This window comes from Streptomyces sp. NPDC102437, assembly GCF_044765565.1.
Taxonomy (GTDB): Bacteria; Actinomycetota; Actinomycetes; order Streptomycetales; family Streptomycetaceae; genus Streptomyces.
In genome coordinates, this window is the sequence record NZ_JBIWKI010000063.1 from 1 (window position 1) to 22,878 (window position 22,878).

At 69.2% G+C, this 22,878-nt stretch carries 21 protein-coding genes and 3 pseudogenes; 8 read left to right on the top strand and 16 right to left on the bottom strand.

Features of this window, described 5'->3' with window-relative positions; all coding sequences use genetic code 11:
- Window positions 1-218: 218 nt before the first annotated feature.
- Together ACIRJP_RS38405 and ACIRJP_RS38410 are read left to right on the top strand one after the other, a co-directional pair.
- A pseudogene (locus tag ACIRJP_RS38405) lies at window positions 219-575 on the top strand (transposase); the annotation flags it as partial.
- Between the two features lie 73 nt (window positions 576-648).
- Window positions 649-855: pseudogene (locus tag ACIRJP_RS38410) on the top strand (transposase); the annotation flags it as partial.
- Between the two features lie 231 nt (window positions 856-1,086).
- Here the strand turns inward: ACIRJP_RS38410 and ACIRJP_RS38415 are convergent.
- From ACIRJP_RS38415 to ACIRJP_RS38430, 4 genes are all read right to left on the bottom strand, one after another.
- Window positions 1,087-2,079 (bottom strand): immunity 49 family protein, encoded by a 993-nt coding sequence (locus ACIRJP_RS38415; RefSeq protein ID WP_404185014.1) that lies wholly within the window; start codon window positions 2,077-2,079, stop codon window positions 1,087-1,089.
- A 244-nt stretch (window positions 2,080-2,323) separates the two neighbouring features.
- Window positions 2,324-2,554 carry a hypothetical protein gene (locus ACIRJP_RS38420; RefSeq protein ID WP_404185017.1) on the bottom strand — a complete coding sequence of 77 codons (231 nt, stop codon included), beginning with the start codon at window positions 2,552-2,554 and terminating at the stop codon, window positions 2,324-2,326.
- A gap of 20 nt (window positions 2,555-2,574) precedes the next feature.
- Complete coding sequence (locus ACIRJP_RS38425) at window positions 2,575-3,345, bottom strand: MIP/aquaporin family protein (RefSeq protein ID WP_404185020.1); 771 nt, start codon at window positions 3,343-3,345, stop codon at window positions 2,575-2,577.
- Between the two features lie 204 nt (window positions 3,346-3,549).
- Window positions 3,550-4,215, bottom strand: coding sequence for a hypothetical protein (locus ACIRJP_RS38430; RefSeq protein ID WP_404185023.1), 666 nt, complete (start codon window positions 4,213-4,215; stop codon window positions 3,550-3,552).
- Window positions 4,216-4,327: 112 nt separating this feature from the next.
- On the opposite strand from ACIRJP_RS38430, the gene ACIRJP_RS38435 reads away from it, so the two are divergent.
- The gene (locus tag ACIRJP_RS38435) at window positions 4,328-4,996 is read left to right on the top strand and encodes a helix-turn-helix domain-containing protein (RefSeq protein ID WP_404185026.1); all 669 of its coding nucleotides are present in this window, start codon (window positions 4,328-4,330) and stop codon (window positions 4,994-4,996) included.
- A gap of 111 nt (window positions 4,997-5,107) precedes the next feature.
- Here the strand turns inward: ACIRJP_RS38435 and ACIRJP_RS38440 are convergent, their stop codons facing one another.
- From ACIRJP_RS38440 to ACIRJP_RS38460, 5 genes are all read right to left on the bottom strand, one after another.
- Window positions 5,108-5,734 (bottom strand): CoA transferase subunit B, encoded by a 627-nt coding sequence (locus ACIRJP_RS38440; RefSeq protein ID WP_404185029.1) that lies wholly within the window; start codon window positions 5,732-5,734, stop codon window positions 5,108-5,110.
- The gene (locus tag ACIRJP_RS38445) at window positions 5,734-6,504 is read right to left on the bottom strand and encodes a CoA transferase subunit A (RefSeq protein ID WP_404185032.1); all 771 of its coding nucleotides are present in this window, start codon (window positions 6,502-6,504) and stop codon (window positions 5,734-5,736) included. Before ACIRJP_RS38445 ends, ACIRJP_RS38440 begins: the two co-directional genes overlap by 1 nt.
- A 278-nt stretch (window positions 6,505-6,782) precedes the next feature.
- Window positions 6,783-8,399 carry a bifunctional 3-(3-hydroxy-phenyl)propionate/3-hydroxycinnamic acid hydroxylase gene (locus ACIRJP_RS38450; protein ID WP_404185034.1) on the bottom strand — a complete coding sequence of 539 codons (1,617 nt, stop codon included), beginning with the start codon at window positions 8,397-8,399 and terminating at the stop codon, window positions 6,783-6,785.
- On the bottom strand, window positions 8,396-9,307 hold the full coding sequence (locus ACIRJP_RS38455) for a fumarylacetoacetate hydrolase family protein (RefSeq protein WP_404185037.1): 912 nt from the start codon (window positions 9,305-9,307) through the stop codon (window positions 8,396-8,398). Before ACIRJP_RS38455 ends, ACIRJP_RS38450 begins: the two co-directional genes overlap by 4 nt.
- Window positions 9,304-10,302 carry a VOC family protein gene (locus ACIRJP_RS38460; RefSeq protein WP_404185040.1) on the bottom strand — a complete coding sequence of 333 codons (999 nt, stop codon included), beginning with the start codon at window positions 10,300-10,302 and terminating at the stop codon, window positions 9,304-9,306. Before ACIRJP_RS38460 ends, ACIRJP_RS38455 begins: the two co-directional genes overlap by 4 nt.
- A 212-nt stretch (window positions 10,303-10,514) precedes the next feature.
- On the opposite strand from ACIRJP_RS38460, the gene ACIRJP_RS38465 reads away from it, so the two are divergent.
- Together ACIRJP_RS38465 and ACIRJP_RS38470 are read left to right on the top strand one after the other, a co-directional pair.
- A complete protein-coding gene (locus ACIRJP_RS38465) occupies window positions 10,515-11,387 on the top strand; it encodes a TetR family transcriptional regulator (protein ID WP_404185043.1) in 873 nt (290 codons plus the stop codon).
- Window positions 11,388-11,538: 151 nt separating this feature from the next.
- Window positions 11,539-12,288: an HXXEE domain-containing protein gene (locus tag ACIRJP_RS38470; RefSeq protein ID WP_404185046.1), complete on the top strand. Its 750-nt coding sequence runs from the start codon at window positions 11,539-11,541 to the stop codon at window positions 12,286-12,288.
- A gap of 104 nt (window positions 12,289-12,392) precedes the next feature.
- Here ACIRJP_RS38470 and ACIRJP_RS38475 read toward each other — a convergent pair whose 3' ends face one another.
- Both ACIRJP_RS38475 and ACIRJP_RS38480 read right to left on the bottom strand, forming a co-directional pair.
- Window positions 12,393-12,587 (bottom strand): hypothetical protein, encoded by a 195-nt coding sequence (locus tag ACIRJP_RS38475; protein ID WP_404185049.1) that lies wholly within the window; start codon window positions 12,585-12,587, stop codon window positions 12,393-12,395.
- Between the two features lie 651 nt (window positions 12,588-13,238).
- Window positions 13,239-13,874, bottom strand: coding sequence for a response regulator transcription factor (locus ACIRJP_RS38480; protein WP_404185052.1), 636 nt, complete (start codon window positions 13,872-13,874; stop codon window positions 13,239-13,241).
- Window positions 13,875-14,096: 222 nt separating this feature from the next.
- On the opposite strand from ACIRJP_RS38480, the gene ACIRJP_RS38485 reads away from it, so the two are divergent.
- Genes ACIRJP_RS38485 through ACIRJP_RS38495 form a run of 3 tightly spaced genes read left to right on the top strand, consistent with a single transcriptional unit; the run spans window position 14,097 to window position 18,378 of the window.
- The gene (locus ACIRJP_RS38485; RefSeq protein WP_404185055.1) at window positions 14,097-15,878 is read left to right on the top strand and encodes an amidohydrolase; all 1,782 of its coding nucleotides are present in this window, start codon (window positions 14,097-14,099) and stop codon (window positions 15,876-15,878) included.
- Window positions 15,879-15,880: 2 nt separating this feature from the next.
- Window positions 15,881-17,242 (top strand): ArgE/DapE family deacylase, encoded by a 1,362-nt coding sequence (locus ACIRJP_RS38490; protein ID WP_404185058.1) that lies wholly within the window; start codon window positions 15,881-15,883, stop codon window positions 17,240-17,242.
- Window positions 17,239-18,378 (top strand): nitrilase-related carbon-nitrogen hydrolase, encoded by a 1,140-nt coding sequence (locus ACIRJP_RS38495; RefSeq protein WP_404185061.1) that lies wholly within the window; start codon window positions 17,239-17,241, stop codon window positions 18,376-18,378. Before ACIRJP_RS38490 ends, ACIRJP_RS38495 begins: the two co-directional genes overlap by 4 nt.
- On the opposite strand, the gene ACIRJP_RS38500 is transcribed toward ACIRJP_RS38495, so the two are convergent.
- The 5 genes and pseudogenes from ACIRJP_RS38500 to ACIRJP_RS38520 form a co-directional block, all read right to left on the bottom strand.
- On the bottom strand, window positions 18,342-18,953 hold the full coding sequence (locus ACIRJP_RS38500) for a TetR/AcrR family transcriptional regulator (RefSeq protein WP_404185089.1): 612 nt from the start codon (window positions 18,951-18,953) through the stop codon (window positions 18,342-18,344). The genes ACIRJP_RS38495 and ACIRJP_RS38500 overlap by 37 nt on opposite strands.
- 173 nt (window positions 18,954-19,126) lie before the next feature.
- Window positions 19,127-19,361 (bottom strand): annotated as a pseudogene (locus tag ACIRJP_RS38505) (biotin/lipoyl-containing protein); the annotation flags it as partial.
- A gap of 6 nt (window positions 19,362-19,367) precedes the next feature.
- The gene (gene aceE, locus ACIRJP_RS38510; protein ID WP_404185064.1) at window positions 19,368-21,569 is read right to left on the bottom strand and encodes a pyruvate dehydrogenase (acetyl-transferring), homodimeric type; all 2,202 of its coding nucleotides are present in this window, start codon (window positions 21,567-21,569) and stop codon (window positions 19,368-19,370) included.
- A gap of 299 nt (window positions 21,570-21,868) precedes the next feature.
- Complete coding sequence (locus ACIRJP_RS38515; RefSeq protein ID WP_404185067.1) at window positions 21,869-22,249, bottom strand: FCD domain-containing protein; 381 nt, start codon at window positions 22,247-22,249, stop codon at window positions 21,869-21,871.
- Between the two features lie 203 nt (window positions 22,250-22,452).
- Window positions 22,453-22,848, bottom strand: coding sequence for a cupin domain-containing protein (locus ACIRJP_RS38520; protein WP_404185070.1), 396 nt, complete (start codon window positions 22,846-22,848; stop codon window positions 22,453-22,455).
- Between the last annotated feature and the right edge of the window lie 30 nt (window positions 22,849-22,878).

Genomic DNA, 22,878 nt, shown 5'->3' on the forward strand with positions numbered 1-22,878 from the left:
CTGCACGCAGAAAGTGCCTTCCACCTGGACCGACAGAACCCCTCGACAAGGTTCATCGTCCCAGCTCAGAAGGCACTTTCGCGTTACCGCTCATGGTCCGGACCAAAGCCCAAGCGAAACGCGCAGGTTAGTAGTGCTTCGTTCCTTGATCAGCGTCGGTGGGGGCGTGTTATCTGCGGCGTCTGATGCTGGACGGTCGGCGTAAGTCGATCCAGCCGATGGCCGGGCGGCTGCCGGACGGGAACGTGCAAGCCCTGCAGCAGTTCGTGAACCAGTCGCCGTGGGATCGGTTGCTGGTGCGGCGGCGGATCGCCCGTCGGCTGTCCGAGGTGATCACGCCGGAGGTGTGGGTGATCGACGATGTGTCGTTTCCCAAGTGCGGCCGGGTGTCGGCCGGGGTGGCCCGCCAGTACTGCGGAGCGCTCGGGAAGCGGGCGAACTGTCAGGTCGCGGTCAGTGTCCACGCCGCGACCGACACTGCGTCGTGCCCGCTGGACTGGCAGTTGTATCTGCCTCGGGAGTGGACGGACGAGCCGGGCCGTTGCCGCCGGGCCGGCATCCCGGACGGCACCGGCCACCAGGAGAAATGGCGCCTTGCACTCAGTCTGCTGGACAACGTGTCCGGGTGGGGACTGACCGCCCCGGTCAGTGGTCGCCGACCCGGGTTACGGCGTCAGCACCCCCTTCGGTCATGGCCTGGAGGAACGGGGACTGTCCTATGTGCCGGCACTGACCGGAAAAGAGGTGGCCCACGAGTTGAACGTCGAGCCCTGTCAGCCGGCTTATGGAGGGCTGGGACCGCCGACGCTTCCTCGATACCGGGCGGCGCCGCGGGCCCTTTCTCTCCACGCGGCCGAGCCCGTTGCCGCCGGACACTTCACCGAGGTGACCTGGCGGCACGGCAGCAAAGGCCGGATGACCTCACGGTTCGCCGAGCTGGTGGTCCGCCCGGCGGGCAAGCAGTCCTTGGCCGCCGCCCAGGCGGCCGGCGGCGGGCGCAACCACCGCTGCCTCGGTGGGGACGAGTCCGTCTCCACGACGATGTCCTGGATGTCGGGCCAGACTCACTTCCGCACCCCGGGTGGCCTACTTGGCGGCCCAGCAGCCCAAATCGTTCCGGTTCCTCTCCGCCGCCCGGCGCGGCGCGTCCGGCGATCCCAGCAGACCGTACGGCAGATACCCGGACCGGACACCGAGTTCCCACCCATGGACCTGGACGGCGAGGCAGGCCAGGGCGAGGGTGCCGAGGGGGAGAAGGGACCGGGGCGCGGGATCACCGGCATCAGCCTCGACGCTCTCCCGGTACGCGACCAGCCGGGCGACGAGGGCGTCCTCGAAGGCGTGCTGGTCGTCGTCGAGGAGTACGCGGAGCAGCCGCTGGTCCGCGCTCAGCGCGTCGCCGACCTCGTCGAGCCGCCGGGCGGCCTCCGTGCGCTCCCCGGCGTCCGGCTTGCGCAGCGGAACCGTAGGCCAGTCGCGGGGCAGATGCCCGGCCGCCTCGGTGAGATAGGGGCACAGGGCGTCCATGGCGGCGAGGTCGCCGGGGTCGGAGACGGAGGTGTACTGGTTGTAGGGCACGCCGTCACGGATGGCGGGCGCGTAGTCGCCGCGCAGCAGCAGCCCGGTGACCCGCTCCCAGTCCCACACATGCCCGCTGACGACACACATCTCGAACATGTCGAGCCAGGTCCGCGCGGTGGGCGCCTCCCTGACGACGTCACGGAAGGTGATGGGCCCGTCCCCGAACTCGTCGTCGTCCGGGTCCGTGCTGATCCGCTCCCCGACGAGGCGGAACCGGAGTTCCTGGTCCCCGCTCGGGAAGCACATGATGCTCAGCACTCCGTGCACACACTCCGCGGCGGTGACGGCGACCGTGCCGGCCGCAGCGTCGAGCCCCGGCTCCGTCACCGTTCGCGCGGCGACATGGTCGAGCAGTTCGTCCGCCATGGCCCGGATCAGCGTCGGCGAGATGCTGCCGTACCGCAGCGAGTGCCACCGCGTGTAGGCCCGCCCGTCGATGTCGTCGAGCGCCTCGGCCAACCGCTGCTCGCCGACCCGATGACATGTCACATTCCGCACGTACCCCGTCCCTTCATGAACTCCACGACTGGACGAAGCACGCTATCAACGGGCACTGACAGCACTACCAGGGCCTCGGCGATCCCGAGCTGCTCGACGAGGTAGCCGGCGCTCGCGTGCATTGTTGAGGAACGTCGGCTACGCACGTGTGTCCGGGCGACTGCCCGACGCAGGGCGAAGCTCTCACTGATCGAGGGTGCCGCAGTACGGCATCGGCCTGCCCTGGCGGGCGGTCAGCCGCAGGTCAGGTGGTCGTGGCGTCCTTGATCGTCTCCGCGACCACCAGGACATGGAGGTCGCGGCCGGTGCGGTTCGGGTGGACGAACCAGGGCGGCCGCAGCCCGAGGGCGGTCGCTTCGGACGGCTCCAGCATGGCGCCGATACCCCGTTGGTAGCCGTCGCGCGCGGTGTGGGTGCCGGTCTGGTGGTAGATGTCGGCGAAGGTGGCTCCCGCGGCCTGCGCCTCGCGCTCCATCAGGTCGTTGAGGGGGCTGATCAGTCGGAGTCCGTGTCACGGGCGTAGCGAAGGGCGTGGCGGGTCCGTGCCCGGTGGGCAGGTGCGGCGAGCATGTGCCAGATGCCGCCGCCGATGAATGCGCCGATCACCGGGGCGAGCAGGTAGATCCACAGATGTGTGGTGTTCCCGGACAGGAGTGCCGGGCCGAGCTGCCGTGCGGGGTTGGCGGATCCGCCGCTGCGGGGGCCCAGCGACGCAATGATGAGTGCTGTGGCCAGACCTACGGCGTACGGCAGCAGTGGTCGCGAGGACGGGCGGCCGAGGAAGGCGCCGAGCATGAGTGTCACGGCGGCGACGGCTCCAGCCTCTGCCGCGAGCACCGCGGCGGCGTCCCAGGCCGGCGCAGGCCCCACGACCGCGTACGCGACGGGGGCGTGGCGCGCGGTGGCCCCCCAGACGAGGCCGCCGAGCGCTGTGCCGGCCAGCGATCCGGCCGCCTGGGCGGCGACGTACGGGAGGACGGCCCGCCCGGGAAAGGCTCCGAGAAGCCACAGGGCCACGGTGACGGCGGGGTTCAGATGTCCGCCGGAGTACCGCCCGGAAGGCGACAGGATGAGCGAGGTCAGCAGCACTCCGATGAGCGCGCCGAGTACGGCCGGGGCGAGGTCCGGGTTCCCGATGGCCGTGGGCGAGTCGGGCGCGAGCAGCCATCGCATCGCGGTGACGACAAGGAAGAGCAGCAGTCCGGTGAGGCCGAATTCGTGTGCGGCGCAACGCAGGGTGTGCCGGGGCGGGCCGGCTGCGGGCACTCGACCCTTGGGGGCGGGCCGTGGCGGGGGAGAGGCCGGGGAGGGCTTCGGGAGAGGCGGCATGGGGGAGGGTGTGTCCGGATCGGGCGGCGGTTTTCTGGTCCGCATGGGGGATGACCTCGATGGTGTGTGGTGCGTGCCGGCAGGACCGCGGGGTGGGGAACCCGGCAGCGCAAGGGGTTCCCCACCGCCGTTCGGCCGTCGTCACTGAGCCGTGTGCGCGGCTCCCAGCCAGTTGAGGAACTCGCAGGCGAAGTGCCACTGGTGGCCGGTGAAGACGTGCTCGGGGGCGTGTGCGGGGAACTGGATCGTCAGGCGGATGCGCAGGCCCTGCGGACCGTCACCGAACTCGTGCATGACGCGGCAGATCTCGGTGCCGTCGGCGAGCCGGCCGGTGCCGCCGATCCGCACGGGATAGGTCTCGTGGCCCTCGTCCTCGATCGCGACGCCGTCGTGGAAGGTGAGGAAGAAACGCAGCGGTCCGGAGCCGATGGTCTCGATGATCTCGACCACCCCGTCGGCGGAGTCGGCGAGGTAGTGCTCCGGATTGGCCGAGAGCAGCGCCGTCCGGTCGGCACTCGCGAGCCGGCCCTGCCACCAGGTCAGGAACTCCTCGGCGGTGATCCCGCCGATCTCCATCTCGGTCACGGCGGACCGCCACGCGCCGCCCGAGGCGTCCGGCAGCGGGGCCATCGCCCGGTCCGCCGCCCGGAGGTCCTCGGTGAGCAGTTCCCGCATCGCCTCGTCCCCGATCCGGTCCTTGAGCAGGGCGAGCGCGGCGCGGGCGCGGTCCAGTTCCCATCGGCGGATGTCGTCCTGCGTGTACTCGGTGCCGTCGATCACGGTCCGGACAGTCAGCTCGCCGTTCATGGCGTGCTCCCTTCGACATTGAACCCTTAAGCGGAGAGTTTCTCTCCGCCTCTAAGACGATAACATATCGGAGAGGAACTCTCCGGTTGAGTGGGGCGATGGAAGGCGGTACATGGTGCGGGCAGACGCGGCACGCAGCAGGCGACGGATTCTCGACGCGGCCCGTGATGTCTTCCTGGAGCGCGGCCTCGACGCGCCCCTGGACCTGATCGTGCGCCGGGCCGGAATCGGGCCCGGCACGCTCTACCGGCGCTACCCCGACCGGGAGGCGCTCGTCCGGGACCTGACCGGCGACCTGCTCGCCCGCCTGGAGAGCGCGGCCGAAGCGGCCGCCGCAGTGGACGACGACGCCTTCGCGGCCGTACGCCGCTTCGTCCACGCGGCGGCGGACCTGCGGATGGGCGCGGTCATCCTCGTCCTGCTCGAAGGTCTCGTGGTCGACGAGGAGCTCGTACGCATCCGCACCGGCACCGCGAACACCGTCGAAACCCTGATCGACGCCGCACACCGGTCCGGCCGGCTCCGCCGCGACGTGGGCATGGGCGACCTCGTACTGCTCTCGATCCGCCTCTCCCGCCCCCTCCCCGACGGCCTGGACCGCCTCGACCCCGACGGCGACCTCCTCCACCGCCACCTCGACCTGGCCCTCGACGGCCTCGACACGGCAGCCGCGACCAGGTCCGCGGCAGCCCCGGCGCCGGGCATCCCCCTCAGCTTTACCGACCTCGTCGTCGCCGCCGACCGCCCGGCCACCACCGACCGGAGGCCCGCAGGCGGGTAGTTGAGGTCGTCGGCTGCCATGCTGTACGGCCCGTACCGCAGCGCCCGGGTGGCGATGAGCTTCGCCTCGGCGCGTGCCCTGTCGGTGTCGGTGACGAGGCGGGGTGCGGTGTCAGCGGATCTTCGCGTTCGTTCTGCCGGCGATCTCGTCGGTGGTGACGCCGGGCGCCGTCTCGACGAGGACCAGGCCGCTTTCGGTGACGTCCAGGACGCCGAGGTCGGTGATGATGCGGTCGACGCAGGCCTTACCGGTGAGCGGCAGGTCGCACTCTTCGACGATCTTCGGGCTGCCGTCCTTGGCGGTGTGGGACATGGTGACGATGACCCGTCGGGCGCCGTGCACCAGGTCCATGGCACCGCCGATACCGGTCACCATCTTGCCGGGGATGGCCCAGTTGGCGAGGTCGCCGTTCTGGGAGACCTGCATGGCGCCGAGCACGGCGGCGTCGATGTGTCCGCCGCGGATCATGCCGAAAGACAGGGCGGAGTCGAAGAAGGAGGCGCCGGGCAGCACGGTGACCGTCTCCTTGCCCGCGTTGATCAGATCGGGGTCCACCTCGTCCTCGTACGGGAACCGGCCGGTGCCGAGGATGCCGTTCTCCGACTCCAGCACGACGTGGACGCCGGCGGGCAGGTGGTTGGGGATCAGCGTCGGCAGGCCGATACCGAGGTTGACGTACTCGCCGTCGCGCAGCTCGCGGGCCGCGCGTGCGGCCATCTCGTCGCGTGTCCAGGCCATCAGGCCCGCACCTCCCTGGGCGTAGCGGTGACCTTCTCGATCTTCTTGTCGGTGGCCTGCTCGGGGGTGAGCGCCACCACGCGCTGCACGAAGATGCCCGGCAGGTGGACCTGGTCGGGGTCGATCTCGCCGGGTTCGACCAGCTCTTCGACCTCGGCGATCGTGATCCGGCCCGCCATGGCCGCCAATGGGTTGAAGTTGCGGGAAGACTTGTTGAAGACCAGGTTGCCGTGCCGGTCGCCCTTGGCCGCCCGTAGCAGGGCGAAGTCGGTGGTGATGCCGCGCTCCAGGACGTACTCCATGCCGCCGAACTCGCGGATCTCCTTGGCCGGGGAGACCACGGCCACCCCGCCGGCGCCGTCGTAGCGCCAGGGCAGTCCGCCGTCAGCGACTTGGGTGCCGACGCCGGCGGGGGTGTAGAAGGCGGGGATGCCGCAGCCGCCGGCGCGCAGCCGCTCGGCCAGCGTTCCCTGCGGGATCAGTTCGAGCTCTATCTCTCCGCCGAGGTACTGGCGGGCGAACTCCTTGTTGCCACCGATGTAGCTGCCGGTGACACGGACGATCCGGCCCGCGGCGAGCAGGACCGCAAGGCCCGACTCCATCGCCCCGCAGTTGTTGGAGACCACGTCCAGGCCCGTGACGCCCTTGTCGTAGAGGGCCTTGATGAGGACCGCTGGCACTCCGCTGAGTCCGAAACCGCCGACCGCGAGGGACGCCCCGTCCGGGACGTCCGCCACGGCCTCCGCGGCCGACGCGACCACTTTGTCCATCTGCCCGCCCACTTCCTTCCATGGCGCCAGGCGCCTTTGCCGGGATGGTCGTCCGAATTCGCAAGCGGCTTTGAATGTCTCCGTCGGAGCAGCGATGCCCCGTAGCGTCGCGTTACCGTCCCAGGACGGGGCTGGGTGCGGGATGCCGGACCCGGCCCCGTCCTGGGTGGGGAAGTGCTGTCGCCGGGCTCCCCTCCCGGCCCCTCGGCAGCCGCCCGGCCGATGTCGGACCTGCGGCTGCACACGCCGCGGACACAGCCCCTGAAACTGCCCAGCCGTCAGCACGGACCGGGTGTGGCATCCAGGGGGTTCCGCAAGCCGCTGACCATTGCGCTGAGAAGATCGGCAACCTCTGCCGAGGTGTTCGCCTGTCCGTAGGTGTAGAAGTCCGGGCGGACGAGGATCGCCTGAGCGTTCGAGGAAGCGAACCATCGGTTGTACGTACCGTCGAAGTCGACATAGGAGCCTGGGAAGTCCACGGGGGCTTTGGAGACGTAGACCACGCTGATCGTGAGGAGGCCGGACACCGCATCACAGATCCGGCGAGCATCCTCGGCAAGGGAACGATCGGCGCAGAACAGCGTCCACCCCGATCCCGCCACGTCGTCGAACCGCTTGACCTTGTCCTCGTGGACGATGAGGCCTTGTACTCCGAGCCGGCCACGGGCGCTGGAACTGCCGTCGGCCTTGCTGAGGAAGCCCGCCGTCAGGGCCGGCATCGGGGGCACGGGCGGCAGTCCGTGCCGACGGATCCCAGCGTCCCGCGCGGCCGCCTTCTCCGGGTCGGTTTCGCACAGGATGGCACCCAGCGCGATCGCGATCCGAGTGATCTCGGAGACGTGGTCCCGTCGCTCCTGGGTATAAGTCTCCAGGATGTCGTCCGAGGTGGTGCCCTTCAGGACCAGGTCCAGTTTCCAGGCGAGGTTGGCGGCATCGCGGATTCCCGAGCACATCCCCTGTCCCAGGAACGGTGGCATGAGGTGCGCGGCGTCGCCGGCCAGGATGGCCCGGCCGCTTGTGAAGTCGTGGGCGACCAGAGAGTTGAAGGTGTAGAGGGTTCGACGGATCAGCGTCGCGTTCTCGGGAGTGACGCCCCAGCGTTCGAGCTTGCTCCAGCAACTGGTCTCACTGACGAGTTCGGCGGGGTCTTCTCCAGGCATCAGCATGAACTCCCACCGGGCGTGCTCGCGGGCCAGCCAGCGGAAAAGGGTCACGGGACGCTCGGGGTCGCACATCTGACCGGAGCTGGGCATCGCGATCTCCCGGTCCGGTTCATGGAGTCTGACGTCCACGATGGAGAGCGTCTCGGAGAATCCGAAGTCGTCCCAGGTGATGCCGGCCGCCTTCCGGACGAACGAGTTGGCTCCGTCGGCACCGATGACGTAGCGGGCGCGGACTGTCGTGGTGGCGCCGTTCGGCTCCCACCCCTGTCCGTCCTGCGTCCCACCGCGGAAGGTCACCTCCACCCGGTCCTCGTGCTGTTCGAGGCCGACCGCTTCCCAGCCGCGGTGGACGGAGACGCTCTCATTGGCTTCGGCCGCCTGTGACAGCAGGGCCTCGAGGTCGGGCTGGTAGAAGATGTAGTCGGACCTCCAGGACGACTTGGTGGGCTTGCCCCAGTCGATCTGGAAGAGGAGGTCTCCGTTGCCGTCGACCCAGTCGTACCCGGTGGCCGGGACGGCCCTCACCTCGAACCGGTCGGCGACACCGATGGACTGGAGGATGCGTACGATCTCGTCGTCGACATGACCGGCCCTGGGAAGCGGATAAGGCAGTTCCCAGCGCTCGTACACCCCGACCTTCCATCCCTTCTGCCCGAGCAGAGCCGCCAGCGTCTGGCCCACCGGGCCGTATCCGACGATGCAGACGTCCAGGTCGATCGATGCCTCGTTCATTCCTTGGTCCCCGACCGGGTCGCTGTCATCGCTCCGGTGGGACCGGGCTGCTGGGCGCGTATCGCGTGACGCATGGTCCCCACCCCGCCGACGGTGGTTTCCAGGACATCTCCGTCGTTCAGGAAACGCGGGGGTGTGCGGCCGATGCCGACGCCCGAGGGGGTTCCGGTGAAGATCAGGTCGCCGGGCCGCAGCACGACGACGTCGGAGAGGTAGGCGACCACTTCCGGGATGCTGAAGATGAGGTCTCTGGTGGATCCGCTCTGGACGGTCTCGCCGTTGATGGCGCAGCTGACGCTGATGTCGTCCGGATCATCGAACTCGTCCGGTGTGGCGATGAACGGCCCGACCGGTCCGTAGCCGGGGCGGGATTTGCCCAAGGTGGGCTGGCTGTTCACTCCCAGCCGGTTCTGCACCGACCGGTCGGAGACGTCCTGGCCGGCGGTAATGCCCGCCACATGGCCCCATGCCTCGGACTCGGGGACTCGGTGGGCGGTCTTGCCGATCACGGCTACAACCTCGGCCTCCCAGTCGATCGTGTCGTTGGAGATTGTGACCGGCCCGAATGGGGCCGCGAGGGACGACGTGAATTTCGCGAAGACGAACGGGTGGTCGGGAATGGCGAGGCCGGATTCGACCGCGTGGGTTACGTAATTGAGGCCGATGCACAGGATCTGCCCGGGCGCTGGTGAGGGGCACAGGAGGTCGTTCTCGCTCCAGGTGACGGTCGCCCCGGAGGAACGCGAGCCGCGGTCGAGCCCGGCTGCCCGCTCGGTGACCTCCTCCCACCGGGAGAGCGCGGTGCGCGGGTCGGCGAGGCTCTCGTCCCCGGTGGCGCGGGCCAGGTCGATGCCGGTGGCGCTCCCTGCGACGAGGGTGGAGCGGCCATTGACGTTTGCGAATCTCACGTGTTGCCCCAGGGGTTTCCGAGTCCGGCCACGTCGATGGCGGATGCTGGTTGGTCGGTGGTTGGGACGGCTGGCAGGACTTCGAGGAATGCCTCCGGCAGCGGGTTGCTGAGGTAGAAGTCGGCGGATCCCTGTGTTGGAGCCCACTTGACCGGCTTGTGGTCCGGGGCGATGCGCTGGAGGCCGGGGGAGACGATCTCCAGACGCATTCCTCCGGGTTCGCGCACGTAGACCGAGAAGGACTCCCCGTGCCCATGGCGTCCCGGGCCCCATTCGATCGGGATTCCGGCTTCGCGGAAGATCTCGGCGGCACGGATGACGTCGGCGCGCTCGTCGACCTGCAGGGCGAAGTGGTGAAACCGGCCTCGGTGGCCGGAGTCGTCGCGCAGGAAGGCCAGTTGGAACGCCGAACCGGTGGACAGGGTCGCGAAGATGGCCAGGCCTTCCTCGGGCACCTCCGTCCATTCGGTGAGGAAGACGCCGAGGTTCCTCTCATACCACTGCGCGTCCCCGAGCACGTCTGCGGAGGGGAAGTTCACGTGGTCGAGGTGGCGGGCGGCAACTCCGCGGGCGGGGGTGCGCTGCGGGCGGGTGGGCAGCGGCGAGGCGAGGTGCTGAGGTGCCTGGTAGTGCTCGGCCTCCCAGAAGATCTTCTGCTTCTGTCCATTGGGTCCGACGAAGAGATACGCCTTTCCCTGCCAGGGTGCCGACTCCTGCCAGCCGAGGCCCCCGTTGTCCGCGCCCAGCCGGCGTGCCGCGAGGTCGAGGGCTTCGGCGTTCTTGGCCCGCCAGCCGATGTGGCCGAGACCTGTCGTCGGGTTCTGCGTGAGGATCAGGTCGTAGGGGAGGTAGTTGCCCCACGTCCTGAGAAAGACCGAATCGCCGTGTTCGAGGACGACCTCCATGCCGACGAGGTCATGGAAGAACTCAACGCTCTCCTGGAGCCTGGGTGTGAGGATTTCGACGTGCGCGAGGTGCGCGATGAGATGTTCCATCTCCGTCCCTTCTGGTTGGTCGTGGGTGTGCTTCATCGAGCCATCGCATGCCGATGGCTTTCGGGATGGGGGTCGGACCGGGAGGTGCATGAGGTCCCCGCCGGCGACTACTTCGCTCGGAGCCCTCCTGCGTGCGACACCTCGTCGGCGCGGTGACATCGGGGTGCCCCCCGCCGCAAAGCTCTGGCGATGCGAGCCTCAGGTGCGGATCAGTGTTCGTCCCGGCCTCGCGGAGCATTTTTAGCACGCTGTCCGATAATGGGGAAGAGGTGTCGGTCTGCGTCTTGGAAGGCCTGCGTCGCTGCCCGACAGGATCGACTACCCCCGAGAGCTGGTGGATCTGCGCGGGCGGCAGCTGGGCATGGGTGATCCGCGCGCGCGAGCGCATCCGGGCCGCCGGGCTGCAGCAGGCGTTGACAGGTGCCCCGCTGGCGCCGCCCGCCGTGTCACCGCTGCGGGAGGATAGGATTAATGAGACGCTGTTCTATAATCTGGAGGGAACCTTGACTCAGACCGCCACCAGGGGACGGCCGGCTCACATCGACCGCTTCCGCGTGAGAGACGCTGCACTGGCCCTTCTCAAGGAACTCGGGTTCGAAGAGGTCAGTACAGCGCAGATTGCAGCCGCTGTAGGGATCAGCCGGTCCAGCCTGGCTCGTTTCTACCCCACGAAACACCAGATCGTCTGGGAGGGACTCGACGACCTTTCATTCCGGCTCTCCGCGCAACTCGAACAGTCCCCGGAGCAGGGCTCGGTCTCGGCAAGGCTCAAAGCATCCATTGAGGCAGCCCTGACCCTTCCCGAGAGCGAGCTGAGCATTCTCCGAACACGGCTTCAGCTCGTACGGGACAACCCTGGCCTGCAGGTGAAGCGAGCCCATGGGCGAGACCCCTTCGCTCAAGTCGTCAGCGCCTTCATCGACGCCAACTCGAGAACGGCCTACACCGAAGGTGAACTGTCCTGCCTGGCAGCACTTGTCGCCACAGCCGTCGACACGGCACTCATCGAATGGAGCGGCTCGGACGAGACACAGCCGGTGAGTCACGTCGACGACTGCCTGGGGTTCATCATCCCGATTCTCTGACCCAGCGTGCCGCCGAGGTGAAGGACCTCGGACGGCCGCTCGCCTCGGCTGTGTTGGCCCAGGGTGCGGCCCGATCCGGTCAGCCACAGCGACGGATCCGCCCCCGAACCAACGGGTCCGTGCCCCAGAACCCTGAAGGGCGCCTCAAGACATGTTCTCCACTTTCGATCTCGAATTCGCCTGGATCGGCCTCGGCGCCGCCGTCGTCCTCACGGTCGTCCTCCTGGCGACCGACGCGCTGCGCAGCGACCACACCCTCTCCCGGTGGAAGGATCCCTCCTGCCTGGGCTGGCTCGCCGTCGTGATGTACCTGTTCCACATCTTCGAGGAGTACGGCATCGCCGCCGACGGCGCCCGGCACGCCTTCCCCGAATCGCTGTGCACCACGCTCGGCCTGGGCACCTATCCCGGCTGCGCGATCCCGACGGAGTTCTACCTCTTCGTCAACATCGGGCTGACCTGGGTCGTGGCAGGGCTCTGCGCCCTGCTCGCACGCAGGTACGTGATGATGGGGTTCGCGTTCTACAGCCTCGTCATCGTCAACTGCTTCTTCCACATCGTCCCCGCCCTCGTCACCGGAACGTACAACCCGGGACTGCTGACCTCGGTCGTGATGTTTCTGCCCGCCTCGGCCTGGGTCGGCAACGTGTTCCTCAAGCACCGGGAACCGACGCTCGGCGTGGGGCGCCTCCTGGGCATCGTCGGCGTCGGCCTGGTCGTCAACGGCTCCCTGCCGCTCACGATCAACCTGTTCCTGAACGACGTCATCTCCGGACCGGTACTCGACCTGCTGCAGCTCGCCAACGCAGGGCTCATCCTGCTGGTCGGCGCCCTCCTCCAGCGGTCCCTGCCCCGAACCCGTGCCACTGCAGCGACGACCGGCGACAGGGTCGCGCACTGAAGGGACACTCCCCCGAGAGGATCGTGACCATCCTTCCGCCACTCACGGTGAGGGCCCCGCAGAAGCTGCGGGACCCTCACCGCGGGTGGCGGCCAGCCCCGCCGTCATCCCGCCGCCTCCGCGATCTGGGAAGTGATCTCGCGGTGCCCTCGCAGAACCGGGGTGAGACGGCCGTCCGCCAGTCCCGTGATTCCCTGTTTGGTCCATGCGGCCGCCCACCGCCGCAGCGTGCGCCGGCTGATCTTCCCCAGGCCCAACTGGCGTGCGTCATCCGGGTGCAGGGCCTTCAGCTCGGCCACCTGGCCAGTCGGCGCTCGGTCAGCGTGGTCCGCTGCGGGTCGTACTCGCTGCGGCAGGTGGAGAAACGGATGCGGGAGCTGGAGGTCCGGGAAGAGATCCGGGCCACTGCCTACGTATGGGCTCAAATTTCTCCGACTGGAGAAAACTGGGGAACGGCGATACGCTCGCCACCATCGGGCCGGACCGTGCCGTCGGGGACGACGCGGCCGACCCGCCCCGAGAGGGAGGGCAGGCGAGTAGGTGAAACCGACACGGGGCGGGAGTACCGGGCGGCACCTGTGGGTCGGGGCGACCCGATCGTGGTGCCCATCGGCCGGCCACCGTTCGGTGCAGGCACGGGAACCTGAAAAGCCACCGGTCGTATGTCTGTCGCGTGCGCTTTTTCGTCGTGCGTCATTCGTCGAAATGCGTGGATTATGGTAGTGGCGGGATGAAATTCGGTCTGCGGCATCGCAGATTTTAAAGCGTGCATTTCCAGCACGGCGCGTATTTCATACGCACTTCGTGTCGCCGTCCGACCTCGATAATGCGCGATGTCGCCCGCTCGAACATTCGGGGATTCCACGCCGATACGCCCCCGATGTACTCGTTCGGCGGGCACGGGAAGCAATCTCTTCCGCCCGCCGGCCCGTGCGGCGCGTGAGCGACCGCTACCCGTCGTCCCGCAGTCGCGCGATCAGTTGTGTCCTGGAACGGACTCCCGCCTTCTCGAAGACGTGTTGCACGTGCGTCTTGACGGTGGCCACGCTGATGAACAGCGCGGCACCGATCTCGGCGTTCGCGGCGCCCTCACAGACCAGGCGGACCACATCGCGCTCGCGAGGGGTGAGCCCCCAGGCGGAAACCGGCGGCCCGCTCTCGACGGGGCAGCGGCCGGCCTGGAACGTGTGCTCCAGGAATGCGTGGGCCTTGTGGAGAAAGCCCAGGTCGGAGGGAGTGAACTCGCCCAGCTCCGCAGTCCGCAGCAGAGACAGGCCGCCCACGATCCGCGCGCCGCTGTAAAGGTAGAGCTCTGTCTCGTGGCGGAACCCGAGCGGGGCCATGAAGCGCCGGTAGTACTCGCCGCGCTCGTATCGCTCCGGCAGGTCGCGCATGGTCACCAGGGGTCGGCGGGGGCCGACGAAGCGCCGCGGGTGGAACGGGTCGAGGCGGTGGTAGTGCGCGGTGTAGCTCCGGTTCTCGACAGGCCGAATCCTGTGGAACGCGTGATCAACGGCGTTCAGGCGCGCGTCGACGGAGTAGAAGACGATCCCGGAGCAGTTCACCATGTTCGCCAGGAACGTCATTGCCTCGGTCTTGAAGCTCCAGAGGCCTTCGTTTTCAGGAAGAAGTCGCATCGTTGTCGCCACAACCTCGAAGCGGATTTGCGCGATTCTAGCAGGAATCCGGAAAAGCGAAACAGTGCGATCTCATACATTGGAATGATGCTCGCGGTCGAGGGACGGACATAGCTTCGCCTTGGCGATCGGGAATACCGGTCGCAGCGGAGGAAGGGAATGCCCGAGGCAATGAATGGGACCACGGCCGAGCCGGCCACAGGGCCGAAGACCAGGACGATCATCACCGGCGGACGCGTACACACCCTGAACCCGGCCGCCCCCGAAGCCGAGGCCGTCGTGCTGGAGCACGGCCGGGTACTCGCTGCGGGGCCGGACGACGACATGCTCAGCCTCGCGGGTCCGGGCGCGCACCGGATCGACGCGGAAGGTGCCTGGGTGGTGCCCGGCCTGATCGACACTCACCCCCACGTGCTGCACTTCGGGGGGCTCGCGGGCGGCCTGGTCGACCTGACCGACGCCGTCGACCACGCCGACATCATCGAGCGGATCCGGGCCAGGGCCGCCACCACGCCGGCCGGCGGCTGGATCATGTGCACCCCGGTCGGCGAGCCGCACTACTTCATCCGCCGTTCCGAACGGGATCTCGCGGAGCGACGACTGCCCGACCGCCACACGCTGGATCGGGCCACCACCGACCACCCGGTGCTGATCCAGGCGTGGGCGCCCAAGATGCCCGCCGTGGTGGCGTTCAACAGCGCCGGACTGCGCGCCGTGGGACTGGTCGGCTTCCTGCCGGACCGGGTCTGCGACGTCGAGATCGACAAGGACGAGCACGGCGACCCGACCGGCATCCTGCGCGGCCCGGTCACCAACTACTACACGTACGACCCGTTCTGGGGCCAGATCCTGATGAAGCTGCCCGGTCCGGACCCCGCCGACGCGGTTCAGGGCACGATCGACGAGATGGCCCGCTTCACGGCCAAGGGCGTGACCGCGCTCTACGAGGCACACGCAATGGAGCCCGAGCACATCGACGTCTACCGCCGACTGCGGGCCGCAGACGCGCTCACGGCCCGGGTGCTGGCTACCTGGGACATGGAATCGGCCATCTTCTACCCGTTCGATCCGCTGAGCCTCGACGCGTTCACCGAGCGCCTGCACCGCCTCGGCGCCCACTGCGTCGACCTCGACGACGACCTGCTGCGGTTCAACGGCCTCACCCTCAGCCCCGGCGGCCCGTGCTTCTCAGGCCACTTCGCGACCCACGAGCCGTACACGAATCCCTTCGGCCGGCCGGCGCACGGTACCCGCTTCATCACCCTCGACAAGGAGGAGGCGTTCGTCCGCTACTGCGCCGAGCACGGCATCCGCGCGAACGTGTGTCTGGGGGCCTTCCGCGAGCACGACGAGTTCCTGGAGATCGCCGAACGCGTAGTGCGCGAGCACGACTTCCGGGACCGGCGCTGGATCCTTCAGCACGCCATGACCATCACCCCGGCCCAGGTGCGGCGCTACCGTGCCCTCGGCTTCCAGGTCACCACGTCGGTCGGCTTCGCGTGGGGCAAGGGCAAGATGTACGGCGAGCGGATCGGCACCCACGTGTGGCGTGACCTGACGCCACTCAGGCGGCTGCTGGACGCCGGCCTCGACCTCGCCGGGGGTACCGACTGGGGGCCGAAGAACCCCTGGGAACAGATCAAGCTCGCCCAGACGCACGAGTTCGCGGGCAGCGACCACCGCAACGACGGGCCGGACCAAGTGCTCACCCGTGCCGAGGCGTTCGCGATGTGGACCACCGGTGCGGCCGAGGTGCTCGGCTGGTCGGACATCGGCGCGCTGGTCCCCGGCCACCACGCCGACATCGCGATCGTCGACCGCGATCCGCTGCGCTGCGACCTGGACGATCTCGCGGGCACGACGGTTCTGCGCACGCTGCTCGGTGGGCGAACCGTACACGACACCGGTGACCTGCGAACCGTCGGCGACGAGCCGGCATCGATGGGGGCGTGACCATGGACGAGAGCCTGAACCACGACAGGGGCGTGCCCGGGGCCCCGGCAACGAGCACGCGCCAACGGGTGCTCAGCCGGCTCGACCTGCTGCGCGGCGAGATGCTGGACACCCTCACCGCCGCGGTCCAGATCCCCAGCATCACCCCGACCTACCCCGGTGAGGTCTACGCCGACCTGGTCGGCGCCGAGGGGGAGGTCTCGCGCCTGCTGGCCGAGGTCTACGCCGAAGCAGGCGCCGAGACCGACGTCTTCGCCGTTGAACCCGGCCGCGACAACGCGGTGGGTGTGATCCACGGTACCGGGGGCGGGCGTTCGCTGATCTTCAACGGACACGTCGATGTGGTCCCGCCCGGGGACGCGTCCGGCTGGCGCTCGGGCGACCCGTTCGACGGCGTCGTCGAGGACGGCTGGATCCGCGGTCGCGGCACCGTCGACATGAAGAGCGGCCTGGTCGCGCAGGCGTTCGCGGCCCGCGCGCTGCATGAGGCCGGGGTGCGCCTGCGCGGCGACCTGATCCTCCAGGCGGTCGTCGGCGAGGAGAACCTGGAGAACCACCTCGGCACCTCCGCGGTGCTCGACCGCGGCTATACCGCAGACGGGGCCATCGTCTCCGAACCGACCGGCGGGGCTTGGCCGTTGTCCGTCATGGCCGCGACCCCCGGCCTGCTGGTGATGCGGATCGAGGTGGCCGGCAAGAGCTCCCACTCGTCGATGCGCGGGCGGATGTTGTGCCGACCCAGCACGACCGAGGCGGTCGCGGCCAGCGCGATCGACCGCGGCTTCCTGATCTACCAGGCGCTGCGCCGGCTGGAGAGCGACTGGGCGGTGACCAAGTTCGATCCGCTCTTCGAACCGGGACACTTCACCCTCGCGCCCGGCGTCGTGGACGGCGGCGCGCGCCACTCGCGCAGTGGGGCGTTCATCCCCGACTCGATGAGCATGGTGTACGCGGTGTTCCACCCGCCGGGGGAGGACCAGGCGGTCGTGCGCAAGGAGATCGAGAGCCACATCGCGCACGTCGCCGCCACCGACCCCTGGCTGCGCGCGCACCCGCCGGTGGTGGAATGGCCGTTGCGGTATCCGGGTTCGCGTCTCGACGCGACTCATCCGCTCTGCGCCGCGGTCACCGACGCCCGTGAACTCGCCGCCGTCGACACGCCGTTGGCGGGCCGCCCGCCGGTGGCGGCGTTTCCCTCCGCAGCCGACTCCACGTGGCTGTGCGCCGCCGGGGTCCCCGCGGTCGGCCTCGGGCCGGGCGAACTCGCGATGGCGCACGCGTACGACGAGCGCTGCGCCGTGGACGAGATCGTCTGCGCCGCGCGCGCATACGCGTTGGCCGCGATGGACTGGTGCGGATCATGAGCGAGCCGGTCGCACCGTACCTGACCGTCGGCCTGTCGACGGTGGTCCGCAGCATCACCTCGCGCGCCCAGATCGCGCACAACCTCGACATCATCGAGGAGGCCGTGCACGCCGCAGTGTCCGTCGTCGGCATCAACATGCCGGTCAAGCTGATCGCGCTGGCCGAGGGCGCGTTGACCGGATTCGCGGACGAGATCCTCGACATCCCGCACGTCACCGCGGCCCGCGACCTGTTCGTCGACATCCCCGGTCCGGAGACCGAGCGACTGGCCGCGCTGGCCCGGCACTACGACACCTACATCGTCGCGCAGTGCAAGGCCCGCTGGCCGGAGATCCTGCCCGACCGGTTCTTCAACACGCTGTTCGTCATCTCCCCGGCGGGCGAGATCGTGCACCGCGCGGCAAAGAACCACCTGTGGTGCCGCGAACGCTCCTGCACGCCGCACGACGTGTACGACCGGTGGGTGGAACTCTTCGGCGACGGCATCGACGCGTTCTACCCGGTGCTGCGCACCGACGACATCGGCAACCTCGGCACGATCTGCTGTAGTGACGGCGAATACCCTGAGGCAGTGCGGGCGTTGGCCCTCCAGGGCGCCGAGGTGGTGTACCGACCCAGCGAGGCGGTGCCAATGACCCAGGCCGGCCCCGACCCCGGAGGCACCTGGCTACTGCAAAACCGGGCGCACGCCCACTTCAACAGTCTGTACATGGTCTGTCCGAACGCCGGACCGGTCTATCCGACGCCCGACTCCCGCCACCCGTACGACATCGCGGGCGGCAACGCGCACGTCGTCGACTTCCACGGGGCGGTGCTCGGGCACACCGCCTCCGGGTACAACTCCTTCGTGTCCGGCATCGTCGACATCGAGGCGTTGCGGCAGTTCCGGACGATGAATCTCAACAGCAACTGGCTAAAGGACCTGCGCACCGAGGTCTTCCGGCGGATGTACGACGAACCGATCCATCCGGCCAACCTGTGGCTGACGGACGAACCGGTCCGGCACGCCGAGGCGGACGAGATCTACCGCGCAAACATCCGGCGGCTGGTGGAGCGGGGCGCGTACACGCCACCGGCGCACGCGTTTCCCGGCGCCCGCTACATCGCGCCGCCGGATCCCGGTCCGACCAGGTAGCGCTCGATCGCCGGGCGCAGCCGGCTGTGCTCGAAGTCAGGCTCGGGAGCGGCCAGTTGCTCCAGGACGAGACCGTTGAGCAGGGTCAGCAGGTGCGCGGCGTCGCCTTCGGGGTCGTCGGCCCCCGCGGCGGCCAGCTCGACCGCGAACGCCCGGCGCTGCGCGTCGCCCCACGCGTCGAGGGCGGGGCGCAGGTGCGGGCGCCGGGCGACCTCCAGGAACAGTTCGTAACGGGCGATGCACGCGTCCCGGTCGTCGTCGACGGCGCCGGCCAGGTAGTGCGCCAGGCGGGCGGCGTGGGCGTGCGGCGGTGCATCGGGCGTGGGGGACAGGCGGTTCTGTACCTCGACGATCTGACGCGCGGCCAGCCGGCGCAGGGCCTCGTCGAGGAGCTGGTCGCGGGTGCCGAAGTAGTACCGGGCCGACCCGTGGGTGGTGCCCGCCTCCTCTGCGACTGCCCGGTGTGTCACGGCGCGGGCGCCCTCGCGGGCGAGCAGGCGCACGGTGGCGTCGAGCAGGGCTTCGCGACGGGCGGCGCCGCGGGCCAGGCGCGGCTCACGGACGGGGTTGGGCATGGCCTCACTGTACGCGGGGCGACCGGCGGGGCCGCGACGGGAAGGAGAGCACGAGACGCCGCTCACCGCCACCCCTGTCCGCGCACCGCCGCCCCCGACCTTCCGGGCCGGGCCCGGTCCGCGTCCGGTCCGCGTCCGGCCCGCGCCCGGTCCGCACAAGGCATGCGGCGGCGGCGGAGCCCCGGTGGCGAGCTTGGCGCCGACCTCGGCGGTCTCGTCCTCGGCGACGGCGATCTCCAGGAGAACACCGGCGACGGGCGAGGGGATCTCGGTGTCGACCTTGTCGGTGGAGGCCTCGAGCAGCGGCTCGTTCTCGGCGACCTCGTCACCGACGGCCTTCAGCCAGCGCGTGACGGTGCCCTCGGTGACCGACTCGCCCAGCGCGGGCAGGGATACAGAGACGGACATGGTGGTTCACTCCTTCCCGGTCAGGCCGTAGTGCTGGGCGGCGAGTCCGGGCACGTCCGGTTCGACGTCGCCGCGGGCGGCGAGCGAGCGCAGGGTGTGCACGACGATGGACTCGGCATCGACACCGAAGTGGCGGCGTACATTGTGCCGGTTGTCGGAGAGGCCGAAGCCGTCGGTGCCCATGGAGGTCCACTGCTGCGGGACCCAAGGGGCGATCTGGTCCGGAACGGCGCGCATCCAGTCGGACACGGCGACGACCGGCCCCGGCGCGCCGGCGAGCGCCTCGGTGACGTACGGAGTGCGGCCCTGGGCCTCGGCCTCCATGGCATCCCGGCGCAGCAGTGTCCAGGAGGGAGCCGACCACACGTCGGCAGCGACGTTCCAGTCGGTGGCGAGCAGCTCCTGGGCTCTCAGGATCCAGTGGATCGCTGTGCCGGAGGCGAGCAGTTGTACGCGCGGAACGCCTGCGGCGGCCGCGGGCCGGTAGCGGTACAGGCCGCGCAGGATGCCCTCCTCGACCCCTTCGCCCTGCGGCATCGGCGGCTGGACCTTGGTCTCGTTGTAGACGGTGAGGTAGTAGAAGACGTCTTCGGGGGCGTCGCCGTGCATGCGCCGCAGCCCCTCGCGGACGATCACGCCGACCTCGTAGGCGAAAGCGGGGTCGTAGGGAAGACACGCAGGGTTGGTGGAGGCGATGAGGTGCGAGTGGCCGTCGGCGTGAAGGCCCTCGCCGGTCATGGTGGTGCGTCCTGCGGTGGCGCCGATGACGAAGCCGCGGCCCAGCTGGTCCGCGAGCGCCCAGAACTGATCGGCCGTGCGCTGCCAGCCGAACATCGAGTAGAAGATGTAGAAGGGGATCATCGGCTCGCCGTGTGTCGCGTACGAGGTCGCGGCGGCGGTGAAGGAAGCGAGTGAACCGGCTTCCGTGATGCCCTCGTTGAGGATCTGGCCGTTGACGGCTTCCTTGTAGTACATCAGCTGGTCGCGGTCGACCGGCTCGTAGGTCTGGCCCTTGGGGGAGTAGATACCGGCGGACGGGAACAGCGACTCCATGCCGAAGGTGCGAGCTTCGTCCGGAACGACCGGTACCCAGCGCGGGCCTGTCTCCTTCTCCCGCATCAGATCCTTGACCAGGCGGACGAAGGCCGTGGTGGTGGCGATCGCCTGGTTGCCGGAGCCCTTGGCGAGCGCGGCGAACGGCTTGTCAGCGGGGGCGGGGAGCGGGCGGGCGACGACCCGGCGGGCCGGGGCCGGACCGCCGAGCGCACGGCGGTGCTCCTGAAGGTAGGCGACCTCCTCGGAGTCGGCTCCCGGATGTGCGTAGGGGACCAGGTCCTCGCCCAGCCGGGCGTCGGGGATGGGCAGCTCGAGGAGGTCGCGCATGACGCGGAACTCCTTGCCGGACAGCTTCTTCATCTGATGGTTGGCGTTGCGTGACTCGAAGCCGGGGCCGAGCGTCCAGCCCTTGACCGTCTGGACCATGACAACGGTGGGAGCCCCACGATGTTCGAGCGCGGCTCGGTAGGCAGCGTGGATCTTGCGCGGTTCGTGTCCGCCGCGCGAGGTGCCGACGATCCGGGCGAGGTCCTCGTCGCTGTAGGGGCGGGCGAGGCCGGCGAGCGCGCCGGTGAACAGACGCTCGCGGATGTACGCACCGTCGCGGGCGGCGAAGGTTTGCAACTGCCCGTCGGGCAGCGTGTCGAGAGCGTTGAGAAGCAGCCCGTCGGCGTCGGCGGCAAGCAGGCCGTCCCACTCCACGCCCCAGGGCACCTTGACGGCGTTCCAGCCGGTCGCGCGGAACCGGGCCTCCAGCTCCTGCATGATCTTGAAGTTGCCGCGTACCGGGCCGTCGAGGCGCTGCAGATTGCAGTTGACGACGAAGGTGAGGTTGTCGAGCTCCTCGCGGACGGCGAGGGCGAGCGCGGCCATGGACTCCGGCTCGTCCATCTCGCCGTCGCCCAGGAACGCCCACACATGGCTGTGGCTGGTGTCCTTGATCCCGCGGTGATGCAGGTAGCGGTTGAAGCGGGCCTGGTAGATCGCCGAGAGCGGGCCGAGCCCCATGGACACGGTGGGGAACTCCCACAGCCAGGGCAGCCGCCGCGGGTGCGGGTAGGACGGCAGACCGCCGCCACCCGCCTCCATGCCGCCGGCCTTGCCGACCGCGGGGACAGCAGGGCCGACCGTGCCCTTGGGGTGGCGGCCCACGGTCGGGGCCTCCTCGACCTCGACGGCCTCGCGTAGCTGGGCCCGGACCTGCTCGGCGTCGCGCAGGGCGGCGAGCCGCAGGCCGGGAGCGTTCGCGGACCACGTGCGGTCCGACGGGCGTCGCTGTCCGGTTCGGTGTTCAAGATCGGGGGCAAGGCCCGGTTACGGACACAGCAGCTCATCCCTTCTTTGTCAGGCCGTAGTGCCGGGCAGTGGCGTCAGGAATCTGTAAATGTCCAATGATCGATCAAATGATGCTGCGCAGCATCAGCTGCTCCAGGGAACCGGGGTCCTCGGCGTCAGGCGGTCCTTGACTCGTGTGCGTAGTCCATGACGTGTAGTTCCATGAGACGCCCCAGGTGCGGGTCGCCTCGGAGCAGGCCTTCGGTGATCTCCTCGTGGTCTTCCGCGTTGTTGTGCAGTTCCGTGCGCAGCCACCGAAGAGAGAGGCGGGTCCAGGCCTCCACGCCCAGCCAGTCCCAGTGCCGGATGAGCACGGGATTTCCGCATGCGTGGACGATGGCGCGGTGGAAGGCCACGCCGTGCAGAGCCTGGCCGTCAATGTCCCCCTCGACGGCCGCGCGGCGCATCGCGAGCAGGTGCCGCTCCAGTGCCGCGACGTTCCCGGCCAAGCGGGGGGCGGCCAGCATGACGGCGCGGCGCTCCAGGGATGCACGCACAAGGTATACATCCCGGAGCTGATCCAAGGTCAACTCCCGGACGCCGAGCAGTTGCTCGACCACACTCAGAATGTGCCCCCTGCGCGCCCCGGACACTGCCGAGGATTGAGTCCGGGCCGCTCTCGCCGGGCAGTCGGTGATTGCAACCGACCCGGTGACAGGCTGACGCTCCTGGGCAGTGTCGTGTCCGAAGCCTGTCGGGGTCAGATGTTGAGGGCGTGCCCGGTCGTTGCGTCGACGTGCTCTGGGATCTCGTCGTGGCGATCGCCCACAGTCGGTGTCCCGGTGGGCTCGAACATGAGGATCGCGGCGCCGGACGGAGCGTGCGGCTTGTGCTCTGTGCCTCGGGGGACGGTGAAGACCGCCCCCTGCGGGAGCAGGACCGTGCGCTCCCCATCGGGCTCGCGCAGGGAGATGTGCAGTTCGCCGTGGAGTACCAGGAAGAACTCATCCGTGTCCTCGTGGACGTGCCAGACGTGTTCGCCCTCGACCTTGGCGATGCGGACGTCATAGTCATTGACGCGCGTGACGATGCGGGGGCTCCACAGGACATCGAAGGAGGCCAGAGCCTTGCTGAGGGGGATGGGTTCGCTGTTCATGGACTCATCCTGGGCCGTTTCGCACGGTCG

What these genes read in the sequence shown, in the direction of transcription:
- ACIRJP_RS38480 (WP_404185052.1), bottom strand. Translation starts at nt 13,874, where the DNA reads ATGACGTTCCTGGCGAACATGGTGAACTGCTCCGGGATCGTCTTCTAC.
- ACIRJP_RS38485 (WP_404185055.1), top strand. Translation starts at nt 14,097, where the DNA reads ATGAATGGGACCACGGCCGAGCCGGCCACAGGGCCGAAGACCAGGACG.
- ACIRJP_RS38430 (WP_404185023.1), bottom strand. Translation starts at nt 4,215, where the DNA reads ATGAACGGCGAGCTGACTGTCCGGACCGTGATCGACGGCACCGAGTAC.
- ACIRJP_RS38460 (WP_404185040.1), bottom strand. Translation starts at nt 10,302, where the DNA reads ATGGAACATCTCATCGCGCACCTCGCGCACGTCGAAATCCTCACACCC.
- ACIRJP_RS38435 (WP_404185026.1), top strand. Translation starts at nt 4,328, where the DNA reads ATGGTGCGGGCAGACGCGGCACGCAGCAGGCGACGGATTCTCGACGCG.
- ACIRJP_RS38445 (WP_404185032.1), bottom strand. Translation starts at nt 6,504, where the DNA reads ATGGACAAAGTGGTCGCGTCGGCCGCGGAGGCCGTGGCGGACGTCCCG.
- ACIRJP_RS38520 (WP_404185070.1), bottom strand. Translation starts at nt 22,848, where the DNA reads ATGAACAGCGAACCCATCCCCCTCAGCAAGGCTCTGGCCTCCTTCGAT.
- ACIRJP_RS38450 (WP_404185034.1), bottom strand. Translation starts at nt 8,399, where the DNA reads ATGAACGAGGCATCGATCGACCTGGACGTCTGCATCGTCGGATACGGC.
- ACIRJP_RS38420 (WP_404185017.1), bottom strand. Translation starts at nt 2,554, where the DNA reads ATGGAGCGCGAGGCGCAGGCCGCGGGAGCCACCTTCGCCGACATCTAC.
- ACIRJP_RS38495 (WP_404185061.1), top strand. Translation starts at nt 17,239, where the DNA reads ATGAGCGAGCCGGTCGCACCGTACCTGACCGTCGGCCTGTCGACGGTG.
- ACIRJP_RS38490 (WP_404185058.1), top strand. Translation starts at nt 15,881, where the DNA reads ATGGACGAGAGCCTGAACCACGACAGGGGCGTGCCCGGGGCCCCGGCA.
- ACIRJP_RS38440 (WP_404185029.1), bottom strand. Translation starts at nt 5,734, where the DNA reads ATGGCCTGGACACGCGACGAGATGGCCGCACGCGCGGCCCGCGAGCTG.
- ACIRJP_RS38500 (WP_404185089.1), bottom strand. Translation starts at nt 18,953, where the DNA reads ATGCCCAACCCCGTCCGTGAGCCGCGCCTGGCCCGCGGCGCCGCCCGT.
- ACIRJP_RS38470 (WP_404185046.1), top strand. Translation starts at nt 11,539, where the DNA reads ATGTTCTCCACTTTCGATCTCGAATTCGCCTGGATCGGCCTCGGCGCC.